Source organism: Pseudomonas sp. PS02303 (assembly GCF_029959925.1).
Lineage (GTDB): Bacteria > Pseudomonadota > Gammaproteobacteria > Pseudomonadales > Pseudomonadaceae > Aquipseudomonas > Aquipseudomonas mandelii.
In genome coordinates, this window is record NZ_JASCOM010000374.1 from 1 (window position 1) to 4197 (window position 4197).

Annotated in this window: 3 protein-coding genes; all 3 read right to left on the reverse strand. The window is 61.0% G+C overall.

Features of this window, described 5'->3' with window-relative positions; translation table 11 throughout:
* Positions 1-88: 88 nt before the first annotated feature.
* Genes QMX98_RS32790 through QMX98_RS32800 form a run of 3 tightly spaced genes read right to left on the reverse strand, consistent with a single transcriptional unit; the run spans position 89 to position 3905 of the window.
* Positions 89-1447 (reverse strand): LLM class flavin-dependent oxidoreductase, encoded by a 1359-nt coding sequence (locus tag QMX98_RS32790; protein ID WP_145309101.1) that lies wholly within the window; start codon positions 1445-1447, stop codon positions 89-91.
* Complete coding sequence (locus QMX98_RS32795) at positions 1447-2640, reverse strand: SfnB family sulfur acquisition oxidoreductase (protein ID WP_077747491.1); 1194 nt, start codon at positions 2638-2640, stop codon at positions 1447-1449. The genes QMX98_RS32790 and QMX98_RS32795 overlap by 1 nt, the downstream gene beginning before the upstream one ends.
* Before the next feature lie 23 nt (positions 2641-2663).
* Positions 2664-3905 carry an SfnB family sulfur acquisition oxidoreductase gene (locus QMX98_RS32800; RefSeq protein WP_282411991.1) on the reverse strand — a complete coding sequence of 414 codons (1242 nt, stop codon included), beginning with the start codon at positions 3903-3905 and terminating at the stop codon, positions 2664-2666.
* Positions 3906-4197 lie beyond the last annotated feature (292 nt).

Consider the following 4197-nt stretch of genomic DNA (forward strand, 5'->3'; position numbering starts at 1 on the left):
GGCAAGCCTCGCTCCTACAGGTTCAGCGCCGTACCGGACACTTGTGAACGACCAATACCTGTAGGAGCGAGGCTTGCCCGCGAAGCTTTTAGCGCCGAAACGCCGAGCCCGTATGTTGCTCAGGCAAATGCGCTTCGCCGTGAAACAGCTTTTCCCGCAGACTGCCGTTGTCATAAGCCGTTTTGTACGACCCACGCCGCTGCAGCTCCGGAATCACCAGCTCAATGAAATCCACATAGCTTTCCGGCGTGACAATCCGTGTCAGGTTGAAGCCATCCAGCCCGGTCTCGGCGATCCACGATTCCAGTTCGTCCGCCACTTGCTCAGGCGAACCCACCACCGTGATGTAGCGGCCGCCGAGGGCGTGTTGATCGAGCAATTTGCGCCGGGTCCAGTCGTTGTTTTGCAGGTTTTTGGTCGCCGACTGGATCGCATTGCTCTTCACGTACTGGATCGGCTCGTCGATCTCGTAGTCGGAGAAGTCGATGCCGGTCGACGCCGAAAAATGCGCCACGCCGGCCTCCGCGCTGGCATAACTCAGGTATTCGGCGTGCTTGGCCCAGGCCAGCTCCTCGGTGGCGCCGACAATCACGTTCAAGCCCATGAACACCTTGATGTCTTCGGGATTGCGCCCGGCTTCAACAGCGCTGGCGCGAACCTTATCCACCTGAACCTTGGTCGATGGTTTGTTCTGCCCGCTGATGAACACGCACTCGGCATGACGCCCTGCGAACAGCAAACCGCGATCGGAACTGCCGGCCTGGAACAACACCGGCGTGCGCTGCGGCGATGGCTCGCAGAGGTGATAACCCTCGACCTGATAGAACTCACCCTTGTGTTCGACCTTGTGCACTTTTTCCGGTTGGGCGTAGATCCGCTGTTGCGGGTCATTCAACACCGCGCCGTTTTCCCAGCTGCCTTCCCAGAGTTTGTAGAGCACTTCGAGGTATTCATCAGCCTGGTCGTAACGGCGGTCGTGTTCGACCTGTTCGCTGAGGCCCATGGCCTTGGCGGCGCTGTCGAGGTAACCGGTGACGATGTTCCAGCCGACCCGGCCGCGACTCAGGTGATCGAGCGTCGACAGGCGGCGGGCGAACAGGTACGGCGGTTCGTAAGACAGGTTGGCGGTGAGGCCGAAACCGAGGTTTTTCGTCACCGCCGCCATGGCTGAAACCAGCAGCAGCGGGTCGTTGACTGGCAGCTGGATCGATTCTTTCAGAGGCACGTCCACCGAGTTCTGGTAGACGTCGTACACGCCGACGATATCGGCGATGAACAGACCGTCGAACAAGCCGCGTTCCAGCAACTGCGCCAGTTCGGTCCAGTATTCAATGGTTTTGTACTGGGTGGAGGTGTCCCGTGGATGCGTCCACAAGCCGTGGTTGATGTGCCCGATGCAGTTCATGTTGAACGCGTTGAGCAGGATCTTCTTTCTCGCCTCGGCCATCAGATGGTCCCTCGCAACGGAGGGTTTTCATCGTTGAGGTAGTAGTTGCCGACGGCGTGATACTTCCAGCGCACCGGGTCGTGCAGGGTATGCACCCGCGCGTTACGCCAGTGGCGATCGAGGCCGTGTTCGATCAGCGTTGCCTGGCTGCCGGCCAGTTCAAACAACGTGCTGCCGGCGGCGAGGGAAATGTCGGTGCTGATGGCGCGGGCTTCGGCAACGGCAATCGAGGCCGCAGCGACGGTCTCGGCGTTGGTGTTGGCCTGGGCTTTGTCGAGGAATTCGCCGGAGCGTTCCAGCAAGGCTTCGGCGGCGTGCAGGCGAATGCTCAGGTGGCCGAAACTCTTGAGGGTGAGCGGGTCGTCAGTGGCTTTTTCATGGGTGGCGTCGATCCACGGTCGGGTTTTGGTGCGCACGAAGTGCAGGGCGTCTTCATAGGCGGCGCGGGCGATGCCGGTGTCGATGGCGGCGTGAAGAATCTGTGCCAGCGGGCCAACGGTGGTCGGGCGCTCGAACGCACTTTGAAACGGGATGACGTCTTCGGCGGCGACGTAGACGTCTTCGAACACCACCGAACCGCTGCCGGTGGTGCGCTGGCCGAAACCGCTCCAGTCGTCGATGACGGTCAGGCCTTTGCTGTTGTGGGGGACGAACGCCAGTTGCTGCACGCCGTTTTCATCCACCACCGACGTCGGAATGCGTTGCGCATAGATCGCGCCGGTCGCGTAGAACTTGCGACCGTTGATGCGATAACCGTCAGCGTCGCGGGTCAGGCTGGTGACGCGGTCATGGGCGGTTTTGGTGCCCAGTTCCGCCAAGGCATTGCCGAAGCGCTGGCCGGCGAGCACTTCGGCGTACAGGCGTTTTTTCTGCTCTTCGCTGCCGTTCACGCGCAGCACTTCGAGGGCGTAGAAATGGTTCTGCGGGATCTGTCCGAGCGAGCCGTCAGCCTGGGCAATCAGCGCGATGACCTTGGCCAGGGTCACGTTGGAAACCCCGGCGCCGCCGTATTCTTTGGGCACGCTGATGCCCCAAAGACCCGAGCGGGAAAACACTTCCAGCTCCGGGTGCGGCAAACGGCGTTCGCGGTCGCGCAGGGCGCTGTCGCGTTTGAAATCTTCGGCCAGATCGGTAGCGACGATCAGGGCTTGCTCATCGCTGGTTATGACCGCGACGTGGTGAGAATGAGTCATGTGTTTCTCCAGAGATCTGGTCGTTAAATCCAGGAGTGGCGAGCGGGCAGCGTGCCGTTCAGGTGATAGCTGCCGATGGCGTGGTATTTCCAGCGCACCGGGTCGTGCAGCGTGTGCACGCGGGCGTTGCGCCAGTGGCGGTCGAGATTGAATTCGGCGAGGGTCGCGCGGCTGCCGGCCAGTTCGAAGAGTTTTTCGCTGGCGAGCAGCGAGATCTCGGTGGTCAGCACTTTTGCTTCAGCGACGGCAATGGACGCGCGCGCGGCGGACTCGGTAGTGAGTGGCGCGGCGCTGACCTCATCGAGTACTTGTCCGGCCTTGCGCAGCAGTGCCTCGGCGGCGTGCAGTTCAATTTTCAACTTGCCGATATCGGCGATGACGTAGAGGTCGTCGCTGGCCCGCTCGACCTTGGCGTCGATCCACGGACGGGCACGGGTTTTCACGAACTCGATGGCGTCGTCGATGGCACCGCGAGCGATACCGGCGTCAATGGCCGCTTGAATCAGTTGCGACACGGCACCCTGGATGTTCGGGCTGTCGTTGATCTTCCAGTTGTCTACCACCAGCTCGGCGTCGACCCGCACGTTGTTGAGCAAAATGGTGCCGCTGGCGGTGGTGCGCTGACCGAAGCCTGACCAGTCATCCACAATGCGCAGGCCCGGTGTGCCGCGACGGACGAAGGCCAACACTTGCTTGCCGTCGTCGTTCAGCGCCTTGACCGCCACCCAATGGGCGAACAGTGCGCCGGTGGAGTAAAACTTCTGCCCGCTGATGACAAAACCATCCCCGTCAGCGGTGATTCGTGCTTTGAGTTCGAGGGTGTTTTTGGTGCCGCGCTCCGGCCCGGCATTGCCGATGCGCCAGCCTTCGAGCACGCTTTTGAACAGCTGTTTTTTTTGCGCATCGGTGGCGCTGCCGAGTACCAGGTGCAGGATGCCGAACTGGTTCTGCGGGATCTGTCCCAGTGCCGGGTCCGCCGCAGAAATGATCGCGAAAACCTCGGCCAGGGTGACGAACGAAACCTGCGGGCCACCGTACTCGCGCGCAATGGAAATGCTGCCCAGGCCGCTGCGGGTGAACTGTTCGATTTGCGACCATGGCAATTTGCGCTGCCGGTCACGTTTGGCCGCTTGCAGGCGGGCGACTTGCGCCAGCTCATGGGCGGCCTTGATGGCTTGTGCGTCGTTGCGCAGGACCTGCGCGGGCAACAACAGGGGGGCGATGTCCAGATCACTCTGAACGATTGCATCTGCAAGACTGGACATCAGTGCCGCTCCTTGGCTGCACGCAATGCCCTGGCGATCTGCACTGGGGTGATTGTGTTCCGGACCATACCTACCTCACATCTCATGGAGTCGCCGCGAGGGTTGCGGCGAACGAAAATCAAGAATGTCCGGTGGTCCGGTGCATATACCCTAAACATGTATAAAAAATTAATAAACTAACTTTTAGGAATATGCATAGAAGGGTGTTGCTTCCCCTGTGGGAGCGAGGCTTGCCCGCGAAGGCGGAGTGTCGGGCACCTTTGATGTTGGCTGGCACAGCGCCTTCGCGGGC

Excerpts from the sequence above, each read along its gene's own strand:
- QMX98_RS32790 (WP_145309101.1), bottom strand. The coding sequence starts at position 1,447 with ATGGCCGAGGCGAGAAAGAAGATCCTGCTCAACGCGTTCAACATGAAC.
- QMX98_RS32795 (WP_077747491.1), bottom strand. The coding sequence starts at position 2,640 with ATGACTCATTCTCACCACGTCGCGGTCATAACCAGCGATGAGCAAGCC.
- QMX98_RS32800 (WP_282411991.1), bottom strand. The coding sequence starts at position 3,905 with ATGTCCAGTCTTGCAGATGCAATCGTTCAGAGTGATCTGGACATCGCC.